The 24,494-nt window shown below is 66.0% G+C and carries 24 protein-coding genes and 2 pseudogenes; 13 read left to right on the forward strand and 13 right to left on the reverse strand.

All coding sequences use genetic code 11. From position 1 onward, the window contains the following. Positions 1 to 330: 330 nt before the first annotated feature. From ACS5Q0_RS25475 to ACS5Q0_RS25485, 3 genes are all read right to left on the reverse strand, one after another. Positions 331 to 459: a hypothetical protein gene (locus tag ACS5Q0_RS25475; RefSeq protein WP_473129452.1), complete on the reverse strand. Its 129-nt coding sequence runs from the start codon at positions 457 to 459 to the stop codon at positions 331 to 333. A gap of 46 nt (positions 460 to 505) precedes the next feature. After that, positions 506 to 1,945, reverse strand: coding sequence for a DUF1254 domain-containing protein (locus ACS5Q0_RS25480; RefSeq protein ID WP_473129473.1), 1,440 nt, complete (start codon positions 1,943 to 1,945; stop codon positions 506 to 508). A gap of 72 nt (positions 1,946 to 2,017) precedes the next feature. Next, positions 2,018 to 2,176, reverse strand: coding sequence for a hypothetical protein (locus tag ACS5Q0_RS25485; protein ID WP_473129475.1), 159 nt, complete (start codon positions 2,174 to 2,176; stop codon positions 2,018 to 2,020). A gap of 488 nt (positions 2,177 to 2,664) precedes the next feature. Between ACS5Q0_RS25485 and ACS5Q0_RS25490 the strand changes: the two genes are divergently transcribed. From ACS5Q0_RS25490 to ACS5Q0_RS25500, 3 genes are all read left to right on the forward strand, one after another. After that, entirely contained in the window at positions 2,665 to 2,985 is a 321-nt protein-coding gene (locus ACS5Q0_RS25490) for a hypothetical protein (protein ID WP_473129453.1), read from the forward strand. Between the two features lie 596 nt (positions 2,986 to 3,581). After that, positions 3,582 to 3,986, forward strand: coding sequence for a MarR family winged helix-turn-helix transcriptional regulator (locus tag ACS5Q0_RS25495; RefSeq protein WP_473129474.1), 405 nt, complete (start codon positions 3,582 to 3,584; stop codon positions 3,984 to 3,986). Further along, a complete protein-coding gene (locus tag ACS5Q0_RS25500; RefSeq protein ID WP_473129454.1) occupies positions 3,983 to 5,908 on the forward strand; it encodes an FUSC family protein in 1,926 nt (641 codons plus the stop codon). Before ACS5Q0_RS25495 ends, ACS5Q0_RS25500 begins: the two co-directional genes overlap by 4 nt. On the opposite strand, the gene ACS5Q0_RS25505 is transcribed toward ACS5Q0_RS25500, so the two are convergent. The 3 genes from ACS5Q0_RS25505 to ACS5Q0_RS25515 form a co-directional block, all read right to left on the reverse strand. Then, on the reverse strand, positions 5,883 to 6,275 hold the full coding sequence (locus ACS5Q0_RS25505; protein WP_473129455.1) for a carboxymuconolactone decarboxylase family protein: 393 nt from the start codon (positions 6,273 to 6,275) through the stop codon (positions 5,883 to 5,885). The genes ACS5Q0_RS25500 and ACS5Q0_RS25505 overlap by 26 nt on opposite strands. A gap of 267 nt (positions 6,276 to 6,542) precedes the next feature. Beyond that, positions 6,543 to 6,806 carry a hypothetical protein gene (locus tag ACS5Q0_RS25510; protein WP_473129456.1) on the reverse strand — a complete coding sequence of 88 codons (264 nt, stop codon included), beginning with the start codon at positions 6,804 to 6,806 and terminating at the stop codon, positions 6,543 to 6,545. A gap of 64 nt (positions 6,807 to 6,870) precedes the next feature. Further along, the gene (locus ACS5Q0_RS25515; RefSeq protein WP_473129457.1) at positions 6,871 to 7,338 is read right to left on the reverse strand and encodes a protein tyrosine phosphatase family protein; all 468 of its coding nucleotides are present in this window, start codon (positions 7,336 to 7,338) and stop codon (positions 6,871 to 6,873) included. 139 nt (positions 7,339 to 7,477) lie between these two features. Here ACS5Q0_RS25515 and ACS5Q0_RS25520 point away from each other — a divergent pair, with 139 nt between their 5' ends. Further along, the gene (locus ACS5Q0_RS25520) at positions 7,478 to 8,236 is read left to right on the forward strand and encodes an SDR family oxidoreductase (protein WP_473129458.1); all 759 of its coding nucleotides are present in this window, start codon (positions 7,478 to 7,480) and stop codon (positions 8,234 to 8,236) included. An 11-nt stretch (positions 8,237 to 8,247) separates the two neighbouring features. Continuing rightward, entirely contained in the window at positions 8,248 to 8,703 is a 456-nt protein-coding gene (locus tag ACS5Q0_RS25525) for a lipocalin-like domain-containing protein (RefSeq protein WP_473129459.1), read from the forward strand. 19 nt (positions 8,704 to 8,722) lie between these two features. On the opposite strand, the pseudogene ACS5Q0_RS25530 reads toward ACS5Q0_RS25525, so the two are convergent. Further along, positions 8,723 to 8,842, reverse strand: a pseudogene (locus ACS5Q0_RS25530) (NADPH-dependent FMN reductase); the annotation flags it as partial. Position 8,843: 1 nt separating this feature from the next. Here ACS5Q0_RS25530 and ACS5Q0_RS25535 point away from each other — a divergent pair. The 7 genes and pseudogenes from ACS5Q0_RS25535 to cls all read left to right on the forward strand — a co-directional run. After that, a pseudogene (locus ACS5Q0_RS25535) lies at positions 8,844 to 9,347 on the forward strand (SUMF1/EgtB/PvdO family nonheme iron enzyme); the annotation flags it as partial. A gap of 101 nt (positions 9,348 to 9,448) precedes the next feature. Beyond that, on the forward strand, positions 9,449 to 10,345 hold the full coding sequence (locus ACS5Q0_RS25540) for a bile acid:sodium symporter family protein (RefSeq protein WP_473129460.1): 897 nt from the start codon (positions 9,449 to 9,451) through the stop codon (positions 10,343 to 10,345). An 82-nt stretch (positions 10,346 to 10,427) separates the two neighbouring features. After that, on the forward strand, positions 10,428 to 12,155 hold the full coding sequence (locus ACS5Q0_RS25545; RefSeq protein ID WP_473129461.1) for a sulfatase-like hydrolase/transferase: 1,728 nt from the start codon (positions 10,428 to 10,430) through the stop codon (positions 12,153 to 12,155). Further along, positions 12,152 to 12,727, forward strand: coding sequence for a DUF421 domain-containing protein (locus ACS5Q0_RS25550; protein ID WP_473129462.1), 576 nt, complete (start codon positions 12,152 to 12,154; stop codon positions 12,725 to 12,727). Before ACS5Q0_RS25545 ends, ACS5Q0_RS25550 begins: the two co-directional genes overlap by 4 nt. Positions 12,728 to 12,791: 64 nt before the next feature. Continuing rightward, the gene (locus tag ACS5Q0_RS25555) at positions 12,792 to 14,576 is read left to right on the forward strand and encodes a SulP family inorganic anion transporter (RefSeq protein WP_473129463.1); all 1,785 of its coding nucleotides are present in this window, start codon (positions 12,792 to 12,794) and stop codon (positions 14,574 to 14,576) included. Further along, the gene (locus tag ACS5Q0_RS25560) at positions 14,573 to 16,300 is read left to right on the forward strand and encodes a SulP family inorganic anion transporter (RefSeq protein ID WP_473129464.1); all 1,728 of its coding nucleotides are present in this window, start codon (positions 14,573 to 14,575) and stop codon (positions 16,298 to 16,300) included. Before ACS5Q0_RS25555 ends, ACS5Q0_RS25560 begins: the two co-directional genes overlap by 4 nt. An 82-nt stretch (positions 16,301 to 16,382) precedes the next feature. Next, positions 16,383 to 17,834 carry a cardiolipin synthase gene (cls, locus tag ACS5Q0_RS25565; protein ID WP_473129465.1) on the forward strand — a complete coding sequence of 484 codons (1,452 nt, stop codon included), beginning with the start codon at positions 16,383 to 16,385 and terminating at the stop codon, positions 17,832 to 17,834. Between the two features lie 11 nt (positions 17,835 to 17,845). Here the strand turns inward: cls and ACS5Q0_RS25570 are convergent, their stop codons facing one another. The 5 genes from ACS5Q0_RS25570 to ACS5Q0_RS25590 form a co-directional block, all read right to left on the reverse strand. Then, on the reverse strand, positions 17,846 to 18,325 hold the full coding sequence (locus ACS5Q0_RS25570) for a DUF983 domain-containing protein (protein ID WP_473129466.1): 480 nt from the start codon (positions 18,323 to 18,325) through the stop codon (positions 17,846 to 17,848). Between the two features lie 95 nt (positions 18,326 to 18,420). Continuing rightward, the gene (locus ACS5Q0_RS25575) at positions 18,421 to 18,879 is read right to left on the reverse strand and encodes a DUF1269 domain-containing protein (protein ID WP_473129467.1); all 459 of its coding nucleotides are present in this window, start codon (positions 18,877 to 18,879) and stop codon (positions 18,421 to 18,423) included. 48 nt (positions 18,880 to 18,927) lie between these two features. Continuing rightward, positions 18,928 to 20,865 carry an ATP-dependent zinc metalloprotease FtsH gene (gene ftsH / locus ACS5Q0_RS25580; RefSeq protein WP_473129468.1) on the reverse strand — a complete coding sequence of 646 codons (1,938 nt, stop codon included), beginning with the start codon at positions 20,863 to 20,865 and terminating at the stop codon, positions 18,928 to 18,930. A gap of 215 nt (positions 20,866 to 21,080) precedes the next feature. Next, the gene (locus ACS5Q0_RS25585; RefSeq protein ID WP_473129469.1) at positions 21,081 to 21,644 is read right to left on the reverse strand and encodes an HdeD family acid-resistance protein; all 564 of its coding nucleotides are present in this window, start codon (positions 21,642 to 21,644) and stop codon (positions 21,081 to 21,083) included. A gap of 146 nt (positions 21,645 to 21,790) precedes the next feature. Beyond that, positions 21,791 to 22,879: a sensor histidine kinase gene (locus tag ACS5Q0_RS25590; RefSeq protein ID WP_473129470.1), complete on the reverse strand. Its 1,089-nt coding sequence runs from the start codon at positions 22,877 to 22,879 to the stop codon at positions 21,791 to 21,793. A 159-nt stretch (positions 22,880 to 23,038) separates the two neighbouring features. Between ACS5Q0_RS25590 and ACS5Q0_RS25595 the strand changes: the two genes are divergently transcribed. Further along, entirely contained in the window at positions 23,039 to 23,683 is a 645-nt protein-coding gene (locus ACS5Q0_RS25595) for a TetR/AcrR family transcriptional regulator (protein WP_473129471.1), read from the forward strand. Between the two features lie 55 nt (positions 23,684 to 23,738). Here ACS5Q0_RS25595 and ACS5Q0_RS25600 read toward each other — a convergent pair whose 3' ends face one another. Next, positions 23,739 to 24,347 (reverse strand): hypothetical protein, encoded by a 609-nt coding sequence (locus tag ACS5Q0_RS25600; RefSeq protein WP_473129472.1) that lies wholly within the window; start codon positions 24,345 to 24,347, stop codon positions 23,739 to 23,741. Positions 24,348 to 24,494 lie beyond the last annotated feature (147 nt).

The raw sequence follows: 24,494 nt of genomic DNA on the forward strand, positions 1-24,494 counted from the left end.
TCCAAGTGTTCGCTGAGAAAGCGCTAAGGGCCGCTCTTGGCACGCCTGAGACCTAAGCTCGAAGTCAGCAATCTTCGTCGAACCGGACGTCCCGAAAGCATAGGGAATCTCGGTTCCTGACCCGATCCAGACCTTCATTGGCCAGTTCTCCGGCAGAGCCATTTCCAAAGGACCTTGGCTTCCTGGTTTCCGTCCTGCGGATGACGGCATCGGAATGAGAGCGAGCCGCTGCGCCTCAAACTGTTGAGAACCCGCCCCAAACGATCAAGCAAGGCGCTCTCGCTGCGGTGTGCCTGATGCCATGCGGTCAGCCCAAGCCCGTACGAGGCCTCAGGCGTCTCTGCCTTCGCCTTGATCGTACGGGGGCGACGTGCCGGTGCCGCTGCTGATGGCTTTCCCGACATAGAACTTCATCTGAACGTCGAGGGGCAGCTCGTCCGGGCCGTTGCAGAACGCCACCTCGACGGCGTCTCCTTCGGCCCGCCCTCCGCGCCAGTGATGTCGGCTATACCCGATCGCTGACTTTCCGGACCGGCGGGATCGTCCAGGTGCCGTCGATGATCGAGGGGCTGCTCTCGTTCGGCCAGTACATCCGCAGCATCAGGATAAACTTGCCGGCTGGGGCCGGCAGCCAGTTCGACTCCTTGTCCGCCCCGGGCGAGTCCTTCTGGATGTAGAGGTCGACCGAGCCGTCCGGGTTGGCCTTCAGGTCCTGGCGCGCGCTGATCGAGTAGCGGTTGATCGGGTTGGGCACGAAGAAGTAGGAGCCGTCGTACATCGTCAGCGACCAGAAGCCCTCGACGGGCGGCAACTGGCCCTTGGCAAAGCGCATGACGTACCTGTTGGCCCCGTCGTAGGCCTTGCCCTCAGCATCCTTCTGCGAGGTCGGGTAGACGGCGTCCTGCGGGCGATTGGCCCCGAGGCCGATCGCCGTCACAAGGGCCCGCATCAGGTAGTCGGTGCCGTAGATGCCGGTCTTCGTCGTGAAGCCCCAGCCGTCGATGTCGTGGACGTCCTTGTTGATCTTGAACTGGATCATGATCCGATCGTTGGCGATCTCCGGAATGCGCTTGGCGAAGTCGGCCCGCAGCTTGCTTGCATCGAAGTCCTGGCCGGGCACGAGCCCGATCTTGGCGAACTTCGCCAGCGCAGGGGCATCGGCCGCCGACGGCGGGTTCGTCTTCATCAGCTCGGCCAGCAGGATGAAATATGCCACCGCGTCCATGCGGTTCACCTGGTCGCGCACGGCGGTCTTCATGCCGATGGTGGGATCGACCTTGCCGGCCGGCGGGGTGTACGGCTTGCCGTAGGCGCTGAGCGGCACCAGCTTGACCTGGTCCTGAAGCGCGTGCACCTCGGCGTAGTCCTCCGGCGTGCCGGTGCAGTAGATGCGGCCGAGCAGCCAGACGATGTTGGTGGGCGACTTGTACTCCTTGACGCCCGCCGGCAGCGTGCCGCTCCAGCCGGGTCCGGTGATGGCATAGGTCTGGGCAGCGGTGCCCGTGGTGCGCTTGCCGGGAACCTGGAACACCGTCGTCCAGCCGTCCAGCATCGGCATGAGGTAGTAGCGGTCCTTCATGTCCGGCAGGCTCAGCACCCAGGGTTCCTGGCCAACGTCGAAGAATGCCGTCGTGTAGAGAGTGTCGGCATTCGGCGCGGTCACGTCGCGGAAGGTGGCGTCCGGATACTGCCGCAGCTTGATGATCTGGCCCATCGGGGCCCGGGTGCCCTCGGGGGCGGCCACGTTAGTGATGACCCGACGCGTCATCTCCATGGTGACTAGCGGGTAGCCGTAGATGTAGGCGTCGGTTGCCAGCCAGAAATCCTCAAGGCCCTCGTCGATGCCCAGCAATTCGCCCAGGTGAGCCTCGCTGACGGTGCTCATCGTGGTCCCGGCGAGCAGGCCCAAGGCACCGATCGTTGCCTGGCGGCGGGTCAGCTTCATCGTCATGACAAATCTCCGTTGCGTGTGGGATCCGGGAACCGCGCGATCCTTATTCGGCACGCGGGCGAACCTTCATGTGGTCTGCTCTGTGTTACGCCTTGACCCCGAGGCGATGCCGACCGGCCACTGGTCAAACGGTCCGGCTTGGCTCGCCGCGAAGGCAGGCATGTTGTGATCCTTGCCGAACCAAGAGGCGGCGAGAAACCGGGCGGCGGGCGAGGCTTTCTTCATGTCCGCGATCCTCGGTGAAAGGCGGCAGGACAGGCTCCCGGAGTGCAAGCCGAAGGAGATCGTCCTCGGCTCACGGACATGCGTCTTCTCGAATGTAGAATGGATCGGTTCGCGGCAGCGTGCTTGACAGGATCGGACATGGGCTTGACCGCAGTGGACAGGTGTCGCCCCCTAACGCCGAAGAGCTGGTGGCCCGACCGGTCCGGTCTCCCCTTGCTCTGTCGGTGTCTTTTGAAGGGAACAACGCTCCCTCGAAACCATGGACATCGTTGCTACTGGATTTGACTACCCTGGAACGACCATGGCACCTCAAACGACCGGAATTGGCACTAATCGGAAGAAACGCATTAGTCCGCTCGTCCGACCGTAACGGATATTCGCGAAGGGCAGGGGGCTTTCAGAGCCTGCCTTGTTCCTCTTGACACGCCTAAGCGCTGGCCGGACATTTGCTCGAGCATCCCAACCCGGCTTGCATCGAGAGCACTGCTATGACGATCGATATTGACCAGCTGACCGAGGCCGAGCTGATCGATCTCAACCACCGCATCGTCGAGCGCCTGCGCTTTCTCAACCAGATGCGCGCTCATGTGGAGATGTTGGAGTTCAAGATCGGAGACCGGGTTAGCTTCCAGCCGCCCGGCCAGGGTCAACTCGAGGGCATGCTGACGCGCTACAACAAGAAGACCGTGACGGTGATCACCGACACCGGGCAGAGATGGAACGTCTCGCCCACCGTCCTCAGCAGGGTCAAGCCGACCAAAGACGCCACCACGCCTGGATCCAACGTGGTTCTGCTACATCAGCGCTGATACGAGCTCCGATGGGTTTGATCGAAGGTCGGGTCGGTTTGCGCGACGATGTCGCTAGCGTAGGGACCGACGACGATCCTCGGCCGACAAAGCGTCATGCGGGTTGCGGGTGGGCAGGAACAGCAAGGCGACGAGCTGGCTGACAATCTCATCAGGCGAGCGCTTCAGGATCAGAAACATCTCCTCAAGACTGGTTGAGGATGCATACGGCGCCTGAAGGCGCGTATCCTCACGGGATGTCCATGGCCTTGAGCCAGGAGATGCCGTCTCGCGCGAATTCCTGCGAGTGGTTGGGGTTGGAGAGCATGAGGTTTCGTGGGGCAGGTATGAGGCGCTTGAGCGCAGCCCTGTTGACGAGCCGGTAGCTGCGTTGGGAGGGCGGGAGCCTGAAACAGATCTATGACCCGGTGCCCCGCAGATCCTTATACTCTCCAACAAGCATCAGCTTGGCGCTTCGTGAGAAGCCATGGTGCTGCCGGATTAGCCGTCTTTACTCTCGACTAATTTGATTTGCAATACAAACTATTTTCGCCCATATCGGTCTGATGCCGACAAACTCCTCCTCTTCCCGGTTCCGCTTCGGCTTCGAGTTCTCGGTGCTGGCCCGTCAGTGGCGCCGGGCAATTGACAAATGTCTGGAGAGAGCCGGTCTCAGCGATGCGACCTGGGCTCCATTGATCCACCTGCAGGAAGCGGGTGACGGCATCAGCCAGAAGGATCTCGCCGCCCTGGTCGGCGTCGATAGTTCCAGCCTGGTGCGCCTGCTCGACATTCTGGTCAATAAGGGGCTGATCGAGCGGCAGGTGGACGAGACCGACCGCCGCGCTAGGCTGATCTTCCTCACCCAGGCCGGGCACGAGGCTGTCGCCGAGATCCGCACGGTCCTCGCCGAAGCGGAAGCGGCACTGCTGCGTGATCTGAGTGATGCTGAGCTCGACGCCATCATCGATGCCTTCAACCGGATCGGCAAGCGCCTGCAACCGAACCAGGACCAGCCATGAAGCCCGTCGGGACACTCTCACGTTTCGGATTCGATCCAGTCCGCCTTCGTTACTCGCTCCGCACGGCCCTGGGGTCCTGTCTCGCCTTGCTGGTCGCCTGGCTCCTCGGGCTGGAGCATCCGCAATGGGCGGCCATGACGGTGTTTGCCGCCTCGCAGCCGACGCGCAACATGCTCGTCGAGAAGAGTTTCTTTCGGGCGGCTGGAACCCTGGTCGGAACGGTCGCAGGCGTGCTGCTCGTTCTCGTTGCCGACGGCCAGGCGGTGATCCTGGTCCTCGGTCTCGCCCTTTGGATCGGTCTCTGCACGTGGGCGGGCAATGTCCTGCGCGGGTTTGTGGCGTACGGGACGATCCTCGCCGGCTACACCGCCGCCATGGTGGCGTTGCTCGATACCGCCCATCCGGATCATATCTTCGCCCTTGGCACGGACCGTCTCCTGACCGTGCTGACAGGCGTCGCCACCGCGCTTGCGGTCGGTCTTCTCCTGGCCCCGCGGAACGCGGAGGACGCGATCGTCGCGCGGGTGCGGCATCTGTCGGCCCGCCTGCTGCATCTCATGGCGGCGCGTCTGAGAGGCGTGGGGGAGGGGAGCCTGGATGATCAGCGCACCATCCTCCGCGAGATGGCGGCCCTCGACGAGGGCCTCGATCCGCACGGGGCAGGCTCCCTGCGGTCACGCCGCTCCGCCCGGACGCTCCGCGCCGTGATCGCCGCCCAGGTTTCCACCCTGCTGTGGCTCAGGATCTCGGAGACCATCCCCGTCGTGGAAGGGGTCAGCGAAGCGCTCGCAGAAGCGGCGGATGCCCTTGCTGCCGCGGCACCGGGGGGCGAGGTCGTCCAGGCCCTCGAACGGGCGGCCGACCGCGCGGCCGGCGACCCAACCCTGCACGAGGTGATCCTGCGCTGGGAAGGCGCCCTGCGGGACCGCCTCGGCGTCAGCGACGGAGAGACGAAGCGTCCGCGCGTCGACCATCCGGTCGTCCTGCATCGGGACTGGGTCGGTGCCCGACATGCCACGATCCGCGCCACGGGCCTCATGCTGCTCCTCGGCGCCATCTGGGTTCTGACAGGATGGGCCGCCGGTCCGTACCTCCTGCTCGGGACGGCCGTCATGGTGACCTTATTCTCCACTTGGGAGAACCCCGCCCGCATCATGACGGCCATCCTGATCGGGCAGATCTTCGGCGGGATTGCGGCGCTGGCCTGCCGCTGGCTCGTCTGGCCCTTCGCCGGCAGTGAGGCCGAACTCATCGTCATGATGATGCCGTTCATCCTCAGCGGGGTGCTGCCGCTGTCGCATCGCCGGACCATGGCGGGTGCCACGGACTACTGCCTGATCCTGCTCCTGCTGCTCCAGCCGTCCTATCCCTTGACGGGCCGGTTTACGGACTCCCTGGCCATGACGGCGGCCGTCGTCGCGGCGCCCCTGATCGCGCTGCTCGGGTTCCGGCTCGTGTTTCCCGCGGACGCCCGCAGGCGGATGACGGTGCTCATCGGGATGATGGTGCGCGAGGTGCAGGACCTGGCCCGCGCGCCAGATGCAGCCAAACACCATCAGCTCTGGCAAGCTCGCCTCTACCATCGCCTTCTGAGGCTCGTCCGCTGGTCGGAGAAGGCTGGAGACGGGCATCCCGATGTGGAGGAGGGGGGCCTTGCCGTGTATGCCCTCGGGTTGACCGTGCTTCACTTGCAGCGCCTGCGCCGCGAGGAGGCCTTGCCGCCTGGTCTCATCCGCGCCGTCGATGCCGTCCTTCGGCGGATGGGACGCATTGCGCCCCAGCCGGAACCCGCCGTTCGAACCCTGGCCCTGGCCGCCGCCCGGCTGGAGCGGCGTGGCAGGCCGGAAAGCCGGCTCGTGCACTCCGCCGAAGCCCTGTCCCGAAACCTGCGCTTCTTCAGTCGTTCCGAACGGGGGACATGACCGTCGCGGGCCCTGATCGATCTGCACGCGGGGCCGACGAGCGTCGCCAAGACGCTGGCATTGGAGGACTGGTCTCAATCCGCTGGAGCCTTCGGGGCGAGCCCCTGCTCGGCCATGGCCTCCTCAAGGAGGTCATGGCGTTGAGCACCTGCGGGAAGCCGATGTAGGGGATGCAATGGATCAGGGCGCCGACGATCTTCTCCTTGGTCGGGCCCACGTTGAAGCCAACGTTGATGTGCAGCTTCAACTGCGGCTCGGTGCCGAGGGCGACCAGCGTGGCGATGGTTACCATGGTCTGCTCCTGCTGGGTCAAGCTCGTGCGGGAGTAGATGTCGCCAAAGGCGAAGGAGACGATGGAGTCGGCCAAGTCCGGGTCCAGGCGAGCCCATGGGTCTTGCGGTTGCGCCGGACGGCACCCTGCTGATCAACGGCGACGCCAATGGCACGATTGTCCGGGCGCGCACGAGGGATCCATGTCACTGACACGGCGCCGACTGACGGAAGCCAACGGTGCAGCAGGGAGCGCTCTGGCGATCCGGCTGCGTGGGCATCGGGAATGTGCCGGGCAGCCAAGCCGGTTTCGAGAGCTGCCGGGGGAATGACCTCCCCCTGACCTTATGTCAGGTTTCGCGTGTCAGGCGTCAGGCTCGGGCCGCTTCAGGGACCGGATGCGGGAGGACAGGTCCGTCGTGCCGGCCTCGTCGGCGAGCCGGGCAGCCTCCTCCAGCGCCTGGTTCCAGACTGCCCGGGCCCGGCTGGCGCGCTCCAGAAGCGCCGAGACATCGACGGGGCCGGAACCCGTCCCGGTCCAGGCCGGAGGGTCGCTGGCCGGGAACGATTCCTGGCTGGCCTCGTCCACGGGATCGAGGTCGTCGCGCTTCGGTTCTTTGCTCTGCATGATGCTCCTCCCATCTTGCCCCATGCATTTGGTGCGCCGCGGGTTTGCCCGCCGCGGCTGCTCATCAGGTCTCAGGCGACTGCTGTCCCGAGCCGGCCTCCAGCTGCGGCCACAACGCTTCGAGGTTGTACCCGGCCTCCGATGTCGTCTGCAGGATCTCGTGGGGTGACAGGCGGTCGCTGGCCGCCAGCGCCCACAGGGTCGTGGAGCGCGTGCCGGTGCGGCAGAAGGCGAGGGCAGGCTTCTCCGCCCCGCTGAGGGCCGTCCGGAACGCCTCGACCTGCTCGCCCGACATCTGGCCCGGAGGGACCGGGATGTGATGGTACGCAAGGCCCAGGCGCTCCGCAGCCGCCGCGAGTTCCTGGCTGCGGGGCTGGTCCGCTGCCTCGCCGTCGGGGCGGTTGTTGATGACGGACCGGAAGCCCGCCGCAGCGGCTTCCGCAAGATTCTGTTCCGTCAGCTGATGGGCAACCGAGATGTTGGGCGTCAGCTTCGTGACCTTCACGCGATATCCCTTCAAGAGATTGAGCACTGCTGCTCCACTTGGTGCGACAAGGGCAGTTGGCCAGCCCCACCGGCTCGCCGGAAACCCTCGTAGAGGTCTTGATTGCGCCAAGGCGCTCACAACCAAGATCGGCTCCTGTGCGTTGGAGCAGAAGAAGGAGACGGCCATGGCGCAACGGGTTCTGATCACCGCCGGGGCTTCCGGCATCGGCCGCGAGATGGCACGGACCTTTGTCGCCACCGGCGCCAAGGTGTTCGTCTGCGACATCGACGCCGCAGGCCTGGCCAAACTGGCCGAGGAGATCTCCGGCTTGGTCACCGGACCCTGCGACATCTCCCGGCGCGAGCAGATCGAGCGCATGGTGGCCGAAGCAGCCGAGGCGCTGGGCGGCCTCGACGTGCTGATCAACAATGCTGGCATTGCCGGCCCTACGGCCCCGGTCGCTGAGCTCGATCCGGAGGCTTGGGAGAAGGTTCTGCAGGTCAACCTGACCGGCACCTTCCACGTCACCCGGCTGGCCATTCCCCACCTCATCCGCGCAGGAGGTGGCGCCATCATCAACATGTCCTCGGCGGCCGGGCGGTTCGGCTATCCGAACCGCAGCCCCTACGCGACGAGCAAGTGGGGCCTGATCGGCTTCACCAAGACCCTGTCCATCGAGCTGGGCGAGCACGGCATCCGGGTCAACGCCATCCTGCCCGGCGCGGTCGACGGCCCCCGGATCCAGAAGGTGTTCGAGGGCCGCGCACAGGTGAGCGGGCGCAGTGTCGAGGAGGTGAGACAGGAGGCGATGGCAAACCAGTCGATCAAGGCGCTGGTCGATCCCCGCGACATCGCGGCCCTGGCGGTCTTTCTGGCCTCGGACGCGGGCAAGGCGATCTCGGGCCAGCTCCTGCCCATCGACAACGACATGCAGCGGCCCTGAGGAGATTGCCCATGGCACAGAGCCTGCGCGAGCGCCTGATCGGCGCGTGGACGCTGGAATCCTATGTCGAGAAGCCGGTGGACGGATCGGAAGCCGTGCACCCGCTCGGCGAGGGTGCAACGGGCATCATCATGTACACGCCGGGCGGCTACATGTCGGCGCAGTTGATGCGGGCGGGCCGAACACCCTTCGGGAGCGGCGACTGGTTCAACGGCACGCCGGCGGAATATCAGGCGGCGGCGTCCTCCTACATCGCCTACTCAGGGCCGTTCCACGTCGACGAGGAGCAGCAGACACTCACCCATTCCATGTATGTCTCGTTCTTCCCGAACTGGACCGGGCAGACGCAGCCGCGCGCGGTCGAGCTCGATGGCGACGTGCTGCGCCTCAGCACCGCCGTCCCGATCCAGTCGGCAGGGCGAACGGTCATGTCCTACCTGCAATGGCGGCGCGCTCGACCAGAGTGACCGACCATACCGGAATGCCTCACGCATCGCGGGGCAGGGCGGTGTAGACCCGCACGATGAACTGGTGGAACTCGGCCATGTAGGTCCGCAGGAACTCGCGCGTGGACTCGTTGGTGACCTCGCCCGCGTCGGTGATCAGGGCGGATAAGACGCTGCCGAGCGAGGCCGAGTGGGAGTTCGCGGCCCGCGGCGGGCTGGAAGGTGCCACCTTCGTGTGGGGTGACGAGTTCGCGCCGGAGGGGCGCATGATGGCCAACACCTGGCAGGGCGAATTCCCATGGCAGAACCTCGCGACGGACGGCTACGAGGGCATGTCTCCGGTTCGGGCGTTCCCCGCCAACGGCTACAGTCTCTATGATATGGCCGTCAACGTGTGGGAATGGACCGGCGATTTCTTCAGACCCAGCCACCGCGACGCGGCTGCCAAACCGTGCTGCATTCCGCGCAATCCGCGCGTCCAGTCGTCGGAGCCGAGCGATACCATGGGCCAGCCCGCCGCCCAGATCCCAAGCAAGGTGCTCAAGGGCGGCTCGCACCTCTGCGCGCCCAATTACTGCCTCCGTTACCGGCCGGCGGCCCGCCAGCCCCAGATGATCGATACGTCGGCCTGCCACATCGGCTTCCGCTGCGTGGTTCGGAAGTGAGAGGCTGATCACGACAGGGGCGGCCTTGGGCGCTGCGGCGCACGGAACCGTCACGCGGCAAACATTGTTCCTACCGGATTGCGGTCGCCTTGAGAGGCCCCATGTCCGAGCTGCTCCCAAGCCTTCTGAACGTCGCGGTGCTGGTCTTCAGCGTCAGCAGCATGCTCTCGGTCGGCTTCAGCTATACCCTGCGGGAGATCCTGGACCCGCTCCGCGACCTGCGCGGCGTTCTCCTGACGCTTGTCGCCAACTTCGTCCTGGTTCCGCTGCTGGCCTCTATCGTGGCGCGGTTCCTCCCGCTCGATCAGGCGGCGCGGATCGGCCTGATGCTGGTGGCCACGGCGGCCGGCGCCGCCTTCCTGATCAAGCTGACGCAGCTCGCCAACGGCGACACCGCGTGCGGCGCCGGGGTGCTGGTGCTGCTCCTGGTGGGCACCATCCTCTACATGCCTGTCGTGGTGCCGCTTGTTGTCCCGGACGCCACGGTGAGCGCCGCCGCCATCGCCGTGCCGCTCGTCCTGACCATGCTTCTGCCGCTCGCAGCGGGCTTGTTCATTGATGCAGCTTTCGAGCCCCTGGCAGATCTGCTGCAACCGATCGCGAACATGGCATCGAGCGTTGCTCTGGTGGTGCTGGTCGCGCTGACCTTCCTCGTCAACTTCCAGGCCATTCTGGACACGTTCGGCACCGGCGCCATCACGGCGGCGGTTCTCGTCATCGGTGGTGCCTTCGCCCTGGGTTATCTGATCGGCGGCAGTGACGCCGGCAAGCGGGATGTGATCGCGCTCGCCACCGCGCAGCGCAACATGGCGGCGGCGACGGTGGTCGCAACCCAGAGCTTCGACGATCCGGACATCCTCGTCATGGTGGTCGTCACGTCGATCGTGTCCATGGCCGCCCTGTTCCCGATCGCGTGGTCGTTGGGCCGGCGTCAGAAGAAAGGTGCCGAGATGGAACTCAGGGATGTGGCCGTGCGCCGGAAAGCGCCGCTCGTCTGAGGCGAGTTCATGCGGAGGCGGACCGGGGTTTTCACCATGGCCATCTGGCAGGATCCGCGGCTAGGATCAAGGGAGCAGCATGATGACGACCCAGAATAAGACAACGCAGTCCAATGCCTCCGGAAAGAGACCGCAGCCTGGAACCCGACCGAACATCCTGGTCCTGTGCATGGACCAGTGGCAGACCCACATGCAGGTGCCCGACGCGGTGGCGTTGCCGGCGCTGCGGCGCCTGGAGGCGCAGGGCGTGAGCTTCGACCGGCAGTACTGCACCGTGCCGATCTGCACGCCCTCGCGCGCCACCATGTGGACCGGCGTCCACGCGATCCACACCGGCCTGTGGGACAACACCAACTTCGCCTGGACCGGCGAGCTCACGCACGCGATCCCCACCATCGGGCACATGCTGCGCGACCAGGGCTACCACACCGCCTTCAAGGGCAAGTGGCATCTGTCGGAGGTGCCCCACCGCGAGGACGGCCTGGAGCGCTACGGCTTCGCCGACTACCAGCAATGGGGCGACATGTTCGGCGCGCCGCTCGAGGGACAACAGCTCGACGGCGCCGTCGCGTTCGAGACCGTGGATTGGCTCGAGCACAGGGCCTCCCGCCTTGATCGGCCCTGGCTTCTGGTGTGCAGCCTCATCAACCCGCATGACGTGATGTTCCTCCAGACCGATCCGTGCCAGCAGCCGGATCCGGAGGGGCTGGCGGCGGGCGTCCAGACCACGGTGCAGCAGCTCGGCTGGTTCGAGCAGGAATGGGACATCGCCCTGCCGGACAACTTCGAGGACGACTACGGCCTTCAGCCGCCGGGCGTGCGGTACTACAAGGAATACGTCGACCTGAACTATGGCCGCATCCCGGACGAGCGCCGGGATCTCTGGCGCAAGCACCGCAACTACCTCGTCAACTGCATGCGCCTGGTGGACGCGCAGTTCAACCAGGTGGTCGCGGCCCTCGACCGGCTCAATCTCTGGGACAGCACCGTGGTGATCTTCACCGGCGACCACGGCGAGATGAACGGCGCGCACCGCCTCACGCAGAAGGCCAACATTCCCTTTGAGGAGGCGGCCGTGGTCAACCTGACGGTCTGCGCCCCGGGCGGACCGCGGGGACAGCGCACGGCGGCAATCGGCTCGCATCTCGACCTCGCGCCGACGCTGCTGGCTTTCGCCGGCCTCGATGATGACGAGATCCGAAGCCGCTATCCCCACCTTAAGGGGCGCAGCCTTAAACCCGTGATGCTCGACCCTGGCCAGGACGGCCCGCGCGGCAGCTCACGCGCTCCGGGGGATGGTGCCCTGTTCTGCTGGGACGGGCTCAACGCGCTGGACAACGAATGGTCGGTCTCGGGGGCGCTGAAGCTGCTGACCAGCACGGCAAGCGAGCCCTCGAACGAGGAGGACGAGCAGGCGGGGCGCAGGGCGCGCCTGCATGAGGCGGGACAGTTGTATGGTGCCCCGGACTTCTCGCGGAGGGCGTATTTCCGGGCCGTGTCCGATGGCCGCCACAAGCTCGTGCGCTGGTTCAGCCCGCTGGAATACGCCAACCCTGCGACGCTCGACGAGCTCTATGCCGGCGCCGACATCGCCCTCTACGATCTGGAGAGCGATCCTGGCGAACTGGAGAATCTCGCCCATCCCGACCACCCGCGGCATGATGCTGCGCTCGTGCAGAGCATGCTCGCCAAGTTGCACGCGCTGGTGCGGCACGAGATCGGCGACGACCGCTGCCCGTTCGACCTCGACATGTTCGGCACCCGCGAGGTCATGCATCGCGAGCCCGCGGAGAAGGCAGGGCCGACATGATCCAGTCCATCGTGAATGAGGTCCGGCTCCTGCTGGGACTGGACCTCGATGTGGGGGATGTCGACTCCGTGCAGATGGCGCTCCGCGCCATCGCCATCTACGGCATCATGCTGGTTCTGGTGCGGCTGGCGAGCAAGCGCTTCCTGAGCAAGGCCAGCGCCTTCGACGTTGTGGTCGCCATCATGCTCGGCTCGATCATGAGCCGGGCAATCAATGGCTCGGCGCCTTTCCTGCCCACGATCGTGGCGAGCGCCGCGCTGCTGGCCTTGCACTGGCTCTTCGCGACCCTGGCGGCCCACACCTCTTTTGGACCCCTGGTCAAGGGGGAGCCCCGGCTGCTGATTAAGGACGGGGAGGTTCAGGAGGGCGGGCTGCGGGAGGCCAAGTTGTCAGAGAATGACCTGAAGGAGGCCCTGCGGCTGCAAGCGGGAGACTCCAACCCCTCGAAGATCAAGCGCGCTTATCTCGAACGCAGCGGCCGCATCAGCATTGTCCCGTTCACGTCCGAACCGCAGGTTCTGGACGTTTCGGTGGAGGATGGCGTCAAGACGATCAGGATCAGGCTCGAATAGCCTGTCACGACAAGGACGCCAGGTGAGCGGCCAAGCGTCGGTATTGTCAGGAGATCTTTGAGCAATGGCCGGGTCACCCACCGAGACGGAGCAACCTTCCGAACAAGGACCCGAGTTCAACCTGCCGGGGCTCGGCGACTTGCGCGACGCGGTGGCCAACCACCTCTGGCCGAAGCTGCCGGGCGGGGCCTCCCTGCGCCGGGACGGGCTCGCCGGGCTGAGCAGCGCGATCAGTAATGTGCCCGACGGGATGGCCAACGGCGTGCTGGTGGGCGTCAACCCCATCTACGGCCTGTACGCCACCATGATGGGTCCGGCGGTGGGCGGCCTGTTCTCCGGCACCCAGCTGATGATGATCTCAACCACTGCTGCGGCGTCGCTGTCAGCGAGCGAGGCCCTGGGTCGCCTTGGGGGCGCGGAGCGTGCGGCCGCGCTTGCTGTCATGGTGATCTTGGTTGGTGCCTTCCAGATCGTGTTCGGTCTCCTAAGGTTCGGGAAGCTGATCCGCTTCGTGTCGTACTCGGTCACGACCGGCTTCCTGAGCGGCGTTTCGGTGCTGCTGATCCTCAACCAGCTTCCCGTCGTCACCGGCTATGAGGCCGAGGGCGGCAACCGGATCATGCAGACAATCAATCTTCTGCTCCACTTCAAGGAGATCAACCTGGTGTCGCTGGCCCTGGCGATTCTCACCCTGGTGCTGGCCGTTCTGCTGCCGCGCACGCCCTTGAGCAATCTCGGCCGTCTGGTGGCGATCATTATCCCGTCCGTGATCGTGGCCTTGTTCGGTCTTGGCAGCGTGGAGGTTGTCCGGGACGTCGGCGAGATCCCGCGCGGCATCCCGATGCCGGTGCTGCCGCCTTTGTCCAGCATCACGTTCGATGTGGTCACGGGGGCCTTGGCGGTCGCGATGGTCGTTCTCGTGCAAGGCGCAGGCGTGAGTCAAAGCGTGCCCAATCCGGATGGGTCTCGCCGAAGCACGTCCCGCGACTTCACCGCCCAGGGCGCGGCCAATGTCGCTTCCGGCCTCTTCGGCGGCCTGCCGGTCGGCGGCTCACTCAGCGCGACCGCGCTCAACGTGATCTATGGCGCCCAGTCGCGCTGGGCGGTGGTGTTCGCCGGCGTGTGCATGGCGCTGATCGTCATGCTCTTCCCCGGCCTGGTGTCGTATATCGCGATGCCCGCGCTCGGCGCCTTGCTGATCCTGGCGGGGGCCACCAGTCTCAAGCCGCAGGAGATCCGCGCGGTCTGGACCACCGGCTGGCCATCGCGCATCGCGGGAGGCGCCACATTCCTGGCCGCGCTGTTTCTGTCGGTCCAGATTGCGGTCGGGATCGGGGTGGTGTTGTCGGCGCTGCTGTACGTGAGTCGGTCCTCGACCGATGTCACGCTGGTCCGGCTGGTGAAGCGGCCCGACGGCGAGATCGAGGAGCACGATCCGCCCGCGCGCCTGCCGACCAATGCGGTCACGGTGATCGACGTCTACGGTCACCTGTTCTACGCCGGCGCCCGGACCCTGGAGCGGCTGCTGCCGAGTCCGCAGGGCGCGCAGAACCCGGTGGTGGTGGTGCGATTGCGCAGCCTCACCACCGCTGGCGTCACCCTGATGGAGGTGCTGGCCCACTATGCCGACAAGCTGGCGGAGGTGAACGGGCGGCTGTACCTCAGCGGCATCAATGAGCGCGTGCATGATCAACTCGTCCGCACGGGCATGCTCCACCTGAGCGGACCGGTGCAGATCTACGAGGCCACTCCCATTCGGCTGCAGTCGACGCGAGAAGCGGTCGCGGACGCCCAGGTCTGGCTCGTCGGCCGAGGCACGGAAACTGAGGCCGGCGAGCGCCAACGATGAGCGCCTCTGACACAAGCTCGCATACCGGCAGGGCACCGCGGCGACGCTGGGCTCGCTGGGGCAAGGACATCATCGCCGCATTGATCAACGCCATCGTGAGCGTGCCCGATGGTCTGGCATCGGCAGCCCTGGCTGGGGTCAATCCAGTCTACGGTCTCTACACCAGTGTCGCCGCGCCAATCGGCGGCAGCCTGCTGGTCAGCGCGCAATTGATGCAGATTGCGACTACCAGCGCGTCGGCGCTCGCCGCGGGCCAGGCCATCGCGGGCTACCCTCCGGCGCAGCGGGATCAGGCCCTGTTCCTGCTGGTTCTCCTCACTGGCGCATTTTTGACTATCTTCGGCCTGCTGCGCCTCGGGCGTCTGGTCCGTTTCGTGTCTCACGCGGTGATGACCGGTTTCCTGAGCGGCGTGGCCGTCGTGCTGGTCCTCGATCAGCTCGCTCCCCTGGTGGGGCTGAACCCGCAAGGCGCGAATGAACTGCTGCAGTTCATCGACCTCTCACGCCAGATCGGGCAGCTCAGCGTGCCCACGCTGCTGATCGGCCTGCTGACACTCGGCATTCTCATCGGCCTGGAACGCACGCGTCTTTCGAGCTTCTCCTCGCTGGTTGCGATCATCGTGCCGTCGGTGCTCGTCGGGTGGCTCGGTTTGGGAACCGTTCAGCGTGTCTTCGACGTAAGCCCCGTGCCGCGCGGTCTCCCCAAGTTGACGCTGCCGGATTTTGCACTGCTCACCCCGGACCTGCTCCTGTCGGCGTTTGCCATCGCGGTGGTGATCGCGCTGCAGGGCGCCGGGGTCAGCCAGACCGTCGAGAATCCCGACGATAGCCGGATCGATCCGTCGCGGGACATGCTCGCGCAGGGCGTGGCGAACGCCGCCAGCGGTCTTCTGTCCGGCATTCCCGCCGGCGGTTCGGTCGGCCAGACCGCCCTTAATGTCAGTGTCGGAGCGCAAAGCCGCTGGGCGGGCGTTCTGGCCGGAATCTGGATGCTGGGCATCCTGTACCTGGCGTCGGATCTGATCGGCCAGGTGCCGATGACCGTGCTGGCGGCGCTGATGATCATGGCGGGCATCGGCGCCGTCGACCTGCGGGAGGCGCGCTCGATCTGGAACGTCGGCGGTGCGGCCCGCTGGGCGATCCTGGTCACCTTCGTCGCGACCCTGGTGCTGTCGATCCCGCAGGCGGTGGCGCTCGGGGTGCTGCTCACCAGCGTCCTGTATCTCTTCTCGGCGGCGAAGGACGTGACCGTGCGCGCCCTGATCCCGCTGGGCGACGGTCGCTTCACCGAGGAGAAGCCGCCCGCGCGCCTGCCCAGCAACGCCGTGACGGTGCTCGACGTCTATGGAAGCCTGTTCTTCGCGGGAGCCCGGACGTTGGAGGATTCGCTGCCCGTCATAGAGGATGCAACGAGGCCCGTCGTTGTCCTGCGCCTGCGCGGCCGGACACGGGTCGGAGCGACCCTGATCGAGGTGCTCGACGAGTACGCGGACGACTTGGCCGAGGTTGGGGGACGGCTCTATCTGAGCGGAGTCGACGACGAAGTGGCCGCTCAGCTTCGCGCCACCGGCAAGCTGGATCTGGAACAGGACGTTCACATCGTGCCGGCCGGTCCTGTCCTCGGCGCCTCGACGGTGCAGGCGTGGACCATGGGCAGCGCGTGGCTCGGCGGCACCCATCCCGGACCAACGGAGACGCCGACGGCACAGGGTCCGGGACCGTGAACCGTGTCCGAGCGGCATCGGTCGTGTTGACGGCGTGAGGCAATCAAGGCCTCTTGGCATGGAGGCGGAGGTCCAAAGGCCCATGACCGGCATCTGGCCCATCCTGAGCACAGTCCTGGCCCTCTATGCCCTTGCGACCGGCATCTTCCTGATCTCGGAGAACCGGCGGCCGCAGGCGACGCTGGCCTGGATGCTGGTGTTCGTCTTCGCCCCCGGAATCGGCGTCCTGGTCTACGTCCTGTTCGGCCGGGGCCGCAGAGCCTTCAGCAAGCGGCGCAAGCTCCTGATGCAGGATATCGAGGGCAATCTCCGCCCGCTCCTGGAGCCGATCCTGGCGCGCCAGGATGCCGAGATCGCCCGACTTGAGGGCCAGGGCCCAAGCCGCAGAAAGCTGATGATGCTCGTGCAGCGCAACTCCCGTTCGGGCCTCAGCCGGCGCAACCGGGTGCAGATCCAGCAGGATGCCGCCGTGTTCTATCCCAGCCTGATCGAAGACATGAAGGCGGCGCAACATTCGATCCACCTCCAGTATTTCATTTGGGCCGCGGATCTGTTCACCGAAACCTTGAAAAGGATCCTGACCGAGAAGGCGAGGGCAGGCGTGAGGGTGCGTCTGCTCTACGACTCCATTGGATCGCGCGCCCACCTGAGCCGGGCCTATCTCCGGGACCTGCGCGCGGCCGGGGTCCAGGTTGCGCCAACCTCGCCTCCTTACCAGTTCCATACGATCAGCTACCGCAACCACCGCAAGATCACGGTGATCGACGGCACCATCGGCTACACCGGCGGCATGAACATCGGACAGGAGCATCTCGACGGGGGAGCGGGGTTCGACTCCTGGCGCGACACGCAGGTGCGCATCGAAGGGGAGGGCGCGGCGCTGCTGCAGGCCGTGTTCATGGTGGACTGGTACAATGCCGTCCAGGAGAACCTGTTCTCCGCCGATTATTTCCCGTCGCAGGCAATGGAGCCATCGGAGGGTGATGTCCCCGTCCAGATCTTGACCTCGGGGCCGGACTCGCAGTGGGCGGCGATCCGCCAGCTCTACTTCGCGATGATCGTGAGCGCGCAGCACCATGTCTATCTGCAGTCGCCCTACTTCATCCTCGATGCGAGCATCGCCGAGGCCCTGAAAGCGGCGGCCCTGTCGGGCGTCGACGTCAAGGTGATGCTCACCGCGCGGGCCTCGGGCGACCCGGTCCCGGGTTGGGCGGGCAACACCTTCATTCTGGATGTCATCAACGCCGGCGTGAAGGTGTTCCTCTACGAGAAGGGCTACCTGCACGCCAAGACGATCAGCGTCGATTCCGAAGTCTGCTCCGTCGGGTCGACGAACATCGACATCCGCAGCTTCAGCATCAACTACGAGATCAACGCCGTGCTTTACGACGCGGGGCTCGCGCAGGAGCTGGAGGCGGCGTTCGAACAGGACCTCGCTTACTGCACCGCGTTCGACCCTGGGGGATATCGGGAACGCGGCGCAGCCGTCCGGTTCCGGGATTCGGTCGCACGGCTCCTCTCGCCGCTGTTGTGACCACAGGAGATCTATCCCGCAGCTTCAGAGTTGAGCGCTGTCGTTTCCGGCCGGACATCCAGCGGATTTGCGGAGTCGGCTTCCTGTAGGTTTGGACTGGTGTTCGCCGCCTGCTGCGGGATCTCGAAGCGCCTTTCCTCGGCCTTGTGGAAGTACTGGCTCGCGACGAACATTCCCTTGGTGGGACGGATGGGTGGGATGCAGGTCAGCAGCAGGAACGGCAGCGTCGTCACGCCGTGAACCCACAGGGACGGTTCGTAGGTCAACTCGATCCACACGCCGAGCGCCATCGCCGGGATGGCCATGGTGGTCATGACGAAGAAGGCGGGACCATCGGCCGGATTGGCGAAGGAGTAGTCGAGGCCGCACGCCTCGGAGCGGCGGGCAAGGGTCAGGAAGCCGTTGAACAGGCGGCCCTTGCCGCACCGGGGGCAGCGGCACATGAGACCGTGCTTGAGGATGGCATCCTTCGCGCTGAGGCTCGTGGTCATGTTGGATCCTTCAGAGGTAAGCCGGGCTCCGATCCGGAACGTTGCGCCTGCGGGCCATGGGCTGTGGAGGAAAGGTCATGGGCGCGTTCCCATATTCATGCCGCGGCCAGCCTGTCCCGGACAGGCAGGACCCTGCCGCCCAAAGCCCGCATCCGCTCGGTGAGAACGCGGACATCATGGTCGGGGATTTCCGCCACCAGCGCCGCGTGCCCAGGCGGCAGATGGCGCGCAACCTGCCCGATGAAGGCCGCCGCGCCGTCCCGACGGATGAGATCGGCGCCATGGCCGACCAGCGCCCCTCCGGCGGCCCCAATCGCAGCCCCGACCGGCCCGACGGCCGCGCCGGCCACCCCGCCGATCAGCGCCGTCGCCACGGTGGCGATGGCCCTGTCGGCGGGCTTTGCCTTGAACAGCCATTGGCCGGAGGGCTCCTTGACCACGACGGCCATGCCCGACGGAGTGATGTCGTCATCCGCACGCAGGGCTCTCAAGGCCTCGGCTCCTTCCAGGGCCCTCGCCTGGTCGGGAAAGATCACTGCCATAAACTGGTTCATCACTGTCTCCTGTTTTGTTTGGTGTTCAGCGCCGAGCACTCCGCCGCGTTACGGACGGGGTCCATCGCGCTCCCCGGCTACGGCGCGTGAGCCGGACCGCCCCTGCCGCTCCTGCTCGATTTCAACAATGGTCTGGTCGGCCGGCCGCGGCCGGTTGGCTGATGTCAGCTCCAGCAGCTCCGCCTCATCCAGGGTTTCCTTCTCCAGCAGGCGCCGGGCGGTTGTTTCCAGCGGCCCGCGCCGCTCGGTGAGGAGAGCCACCGTTCTCTCCATCACGCCCTGCACGAGGGTGCGCACCTCGTCGTCAATCGCCGCGGCAGTCTTGTCCGAGTAGGAGCGCTCGCGCGCGCCGTTGCCGAGCGGGTTCGGGCTCAGGAACGAGCGCTCGTCCTTCTCCAGGGCGACGTTCCCGAGCCTCTCCGACATGCCGTAGCGCGTCACCATCGAGCGGGCGATGTCGGTCACCCGCGCCAGGTCATCCGCCGCTCCGGTCGAGAGATGCCCGAACACGATCAGCTCCGCGGCCCGTCCGCCGAGCAGCACCGCCATCTTGTTCTCCAACTCCTCGCGGGTCATCAGGAAGCGGTCCTCGGTCGGCCGCTGGATCGTGTAGCCCAGCGCTCCGACGCCACGGGGAATGATCGACACCTTGTGCACTGGATCGACGCCGGGCAGCGCCAGCGCCACGAGGGCATGGCCCATCTCGTGGTAGGCCACGACCTCGCGCTCCTTCGGATTCAGGAGCCGGTTGCGCTTTTCCAGGCCGGCGACAATGCGCTCGATGGCGTTGTTGAAGTCCGCCATCGTGACCGCGTCGGCCCGGCGCCGCGTGGCGAGCAGCGCCGCCTCGTTGACGAGGTTGGCCAGATCCGCGCCGGTGAAGCCTGGCGTCAGGGCCGCGACCTTCTCCGCGTCGGCATCGGGAGCGAGCTTGATCTTGCGGGCATGCACCTGCAGGATCTGCACGCGCCCTTGCTTGTCGGGTCGGTCCACCAGCACCTGCCGGTCGAAGCGCCCGGCGCGCAGCAGCGCCGGATCGAGGATCTCGGGCCGGTTGGTGGCCGCCAACAACACCACGCCGATGCTGGAGTCGAAGCCGTCGAGCTCGACGAGGAGCTGGTTCAGCGTCTGCTCCTTCTCGTCATGGCCTCCGGCGAGCCCGCCGAGGCCGCGGGCGCGGCCGAGCGCATCCAGCTCGTCGATGAAGATGATGGCCGGAGCCTTCTCGCGCGCTTGGCTGAACAGATCGCGCACGCGCGCCGCGCCGACGCCGACGAACATCTCGACGAACTCGGAACCGGAGATCGAGAAGAACGGCACCTTGGCCTCGCCGGCCACCGCCTTGGCGAGCAGGGTCTTGCCGGTGCCGGGCGGGCCGACCAGAAGCACGCCCTTGGGCATGCGGCCGCCGAGGCGGCCGTACTCGTCCGGGTTCCTCAGGAAGTCGACGACCTCGCGCAGCTCATCCTTGGCCTCGTCGACACCGGCAACGTCCTTGAAGCTCACGCCGGTGTCCGATTCGACGTAGACCTTGGCCTTGCTCTTGCCGATCTGCATCAGGCCGCCGCCAAGACCGCCCCGCGCCGCCATGCGGCGCATCAGAAAGGCCCAGATGCCGAAGAAGATCAGGACCGGCAGGACCCAGGACAGGATGTCCCGCAGGAACGTGCTCTCGATCTGGCCGGTGTATTTCACCCCGTATTGCTGCAGCTCCTGCGCGAAGCCCGGTTCGACGCGAGTGGTGGAGAACAGCGTCTGGCCGCTGGGCAGCGGCTCCTTCAGCTTTCCTTGGATGAAATTGTCGGAGATGCCGATCTCGGCCACCTTGCCTCCCTGCAGGAGGCCCTGGAACTCGCTGTAGGGGATGGTGGCGATCTGTCCGGCCGTTCCGAAGAAGTATTGGATCAACAGGATGCCGAGGATCGCCGCGATCCAGTACCAGGTGTTGAACTGCGTGTTCTTGGTGAACTGCGGGTTCTTGGTCATGGGAACCTCCTGGGCCGGCGCCCGCGGGCATGTGGCCGGTGGTGTAAAACGTTCAGTGGAAATCGGAGGTCCGTTGGCCCCGACGCCATTGAGGCTGAGGCACGTCCGGATCGGCGGCACGAAGGGGTCTGCCGGCCCTGGCGCCAGTCATCGGCGATCCGAAGCCAGCTTCGGTGAGGCCAGACTGCCCAGAGCCATCAGGCGGGCAAGTGGCCTCAGCGGCGCGGTTTGAGCGCCACCCCGAATCCGACCGCCGCGAGGCCCTGGCTGGCAAGGTCCGCCGCGAGCACAGACGCCAGCAGCCAGGCACTGTCCACGGGCCAGCCCACAGCGACGACCATACCTGCCGCTATGGTGAGGCCGCCGGACAACGCCAGCCACCGCCAGCCCGTCTGCGGCCGAAGCCGAAAACTGGTCCGGGCGCGCAGGAGCCCTGACATGGCGAGCGCGAGCACCAGGCCGAGGGCTGCAGCTACGGAGGTCAATGCGGGATCGCGGACCGCAATGATGCCCGCGGCCCCGTACAGGGCACCGCTGAACAGCCAGGCGTAAAAACCGCCCCAGCCTGTCACCAGCATCGCGTGCAGGAGCTGGGCCACCGCACCGAGAACCATCATGGCCCCGATGAAACGGACCGGCGGAGCCGCGTCGACGAACAGGTTGGCGGAGCCAAGGGCGCCCAGCGCCAGTAGGGTGGTGCCGACAACAAAGCAGGCCCATTTGGCCGTGACCTCATCCCGGCCCATGGCCGGGTCCCAGCTGGGGAAGAGAAACTTCATTGTCCCGCTCCATCAAAAGGGTTCAGTAATTATTCAACAAATGATGATTTAATCACGGCCCCCGGCGCCTTCAAGGCGATAGCGGATGTGTCGCATCCCGGCCGGCATGAGCGACGCGACCGTCTAAGCGCATCCGGAGAGCGGGCTCAGTCCTGGGCCGGGAACCGGGCCACCGCCCGGGTTCCCCCGGCTCCACTGCTGGGGCCGATCTCCACGGTCCCGCCGAGTTGACCCGCGAGAGAGCGGATCAGGCGCTGGCCAAGTCCCCCCGATCCGCTTGGAGGCATCTCCGGCGACACGCCGACGCCGTCATCCGCCACGACCAACTCGAAGCTGCCGTCCTGCCGGGAGAAGCGGACGGTGACCGTTCCGGCCCGGTCGTCCGGGAAGGCATACTTCATGGCGTTGGTCAGGAGCTCATTGGCGATCAGGCCCACAGCCACGGCCTGCTCCTGCGGCAGAAGACAACGTTCCGCCTGCACCTTGAGCGCAACTGGCCGCAGGCCATGCAGCGCCGCCCGCAGGTCGTCGCAGAGTTCGGTGATGAAGCGGCCGATATCGACGACCGCCGCCTTGTCGGCCAGCCGCAACCGCTCGTGCAGGCGGCTTAGCACGCGAATGCGTTCGCCGGTCGAGGTCAGCGCGGCGCGGGCGGCTGGATCGGACACGGAGCGTTCCTGCAGCCGGACGAGCGCCATCAGGGAGGCAAGGTCGTTCTTTACCCGGTGGCCGGTCTCCCGCAGCAGCAGGTCCTTCTCGCGCTCGGCGGCAGCCAGCCGCTCGTTGGTTTCGGCGAGATCGTGCATGCTCGACCGCAGGCTTGCCACGGCCGTTGAAGCGGCCAGGCCGCTGAGCAGGAAGAGGATCATCTCGGCGGCGCGCGGCGCGGCGTTGAATGGCATGGTGGTGGGCGGCATCACGGCAAGGTAGAACGCGAAGGCAGTGCTCAGGAGGACCGTGTAGGCTCCGGTTGCCCGCCCGAACAGGGCGGCACTGATGAGGATAACGGCGAAGAACAGCAGAAACGGAAAGCCTGTGAGAAGGCCGGCCATCCACATGCCAATGAGGAGCACGGCCACGACTGCAAGCGTCGCCGTTCCATAGCTCTGCCAGGGCGGCCAGGCTCGGGTCCAGCGGGTATAGGTCAGAAGCGGGTGCATGGGGGCCTCGTGTTCGGCTGTTGTGCTGTGGTCGACGTCCGCCTTGGCGATGAAGGTCGTCGCCGCCCTCGACACGGCCGATGTCCAACCACATATTCAACACATGATGATTTGCTATTGGCGCAGCCACCCGGCCAGTGGTTCACCTTCGTGTGAGCGCGTCCGCCCCAACCCCTCTGAGGTCTCCTGGGCGTCCGGGTGCCACCTCAAGCCCATCCACGGAGTTCAACGCCGATGACGCAAACCCTCCAACCGACCCAACGCGGACGCGGACGGCCGCGCAAGTCGGAGGATCCGAAGCGGGACGAGATTCTGCGGGCCGCACGGCGGGAGTTTGCCCAGAATGGCTACGAGGGCACCAACCTGCGCAGGATCGCGGCTGATGCCGGCGTTGACGTGGCCCTGATCGCGCATCACTTCGGCTCCAAGCTCGATCTCTGGAAAGCCGTTGTCGACAGCCTCGCCGCACCGCTGCTGGTCGAGACCGAAGAGGCGCTCGCGGCATCCGACGACAGCGATGTTTCGGATCGGCTTCGCCGTGCCCTGCGCCGTTACATCGAAGTCAACAGCGACATGCCAGAGCTCGGCATGCTTGTGAGCCAGGCGATGCAGTTATCCGGCGAGCGCCGCGACTATGTCTACGACCGCCTCGTGAAGCCCCGCCACGATCAACTGGTGCCTCTCATCCGTGAGGCCATCGCGGCCGGCGTCATCCGGCGGCAGGATCCGGAGATGCTCTTCTTCCTCCTTGCGACCTCGATCTCCACCTCGATGGCCATCCGGCCGCTCATCGCGCGCTTCTCGGAGGCGGCCGGAAGCATGGACCGGTTCCAGGACGCGCTGGAGCAGAGTGTGCTGGCCAACGTGTTGGCCATTTAGATGGCCCTCATGAGACTTGTTGCATGACCGTCAAGAGCCTCTCGGTGGCCTCTGGCTAGCGGCAGCTCGGGTTTCCGGCCTCGGGGATGGCCAGGAAGGTGATGCTCGCGGGCGCGAGCTCAACCCACCCCGCCTGAACACGGCTGCCCGGCAGGTCCGGGAGCTCGTCCCGGGTGCCGAGCCTCAGCTCCTGCCCGTTCAATCGGACGCTGGCTGAATCCAGCTGCGGCGCCGTCAACGTGTAGCCGTCCGCCGCTTTCGGGATCTCAAGCACAGTCGGCTGCGTCCGGCTGTTGTTGATCGCCAAAAGCGCGACGCCGCCGGGCGTGCCGCGCAGGCAATGGGCATAAACATGCCGGCCCTGCTGGATCGCGACACCCGCCTCAAGCACGGTCGGGCCCATCAGCCGCCGCCACAGCAGCGCCGCCCAGTAGTTCGGCTTCGGCTCCAGGGTCCTGTCGTTCAGCAGGCCGTAGTCGCTCGCCACCAGCGTGTTGTGGGCGACAACCCTGACCTCCTGCCTGGCGAGGCGGCCGAGCTGGTCGAGATAGCGGAAGGTGTCGAGGAAGGTGTTGGCCCAGGGGGCACCGTCATGTCTGGATGGCGCCCGTTTGGCAATGTGATTGTTGATGACGTTTGGGCCTAGCGGGGCGGGTGCAGTCATGTCTCCGGCCTTTGTGCGCGGTATGTCATGTCTGGATGGCGCCCGTTTGGCAATGTGATTGTTGATGACGTTTGGGCCTAGCGGGGCGGGTGCAGTCATGTCTCCGGCCTTTGTGCGCGGTATGTCATAACCGCTGGCCCTGATGTT

It is taken from the genome of Microvirga sp. HS2 (assembly GCF_055792805.1).